The following is a 336-nucleotide window of genomic DNA, read 5'->3' as shown; positions in this document are numbered from 1 at the left end:
CTCCGTATGGAGTGCGTGGATTGAAATTCTGCTCTCATGCATGGTTGGCATAGATATATGTTGTCGCACTCCGTATGGAGTGCGTGGATTGAAATCTGCATGAGCAGTCCGGCCACAGGCTCCTGGCGCTGTCGCACTCAGGATGGAGTGCGTGGATTGAAATCCTACGGCGCACCATAGCCTGTTTTGATACGTGACCTGTCGCACTCCGTATGGAGTGCGTGGATTGAAATATGTTACCAATAAGAGATAACATAAAAAAATAACCTGTCGCACTCCGTATGGAGTGCGTGGATTGAAATGATACATTGGACTACATGTACAAGTACGCTACGG

It is taken from the genome of Paenibacillus xylanivorans (assembly GCF_001280595.1).
GTDB classification, from domain to species: Bacteria; Bacillota; Bacilli; order Paenibacillales; family Paenibacillaceae; genus Paenibacillus; species Paenibacillus xylanivorans.
This window is presented reverse-complemented; position numbering follows the sequence as displayed.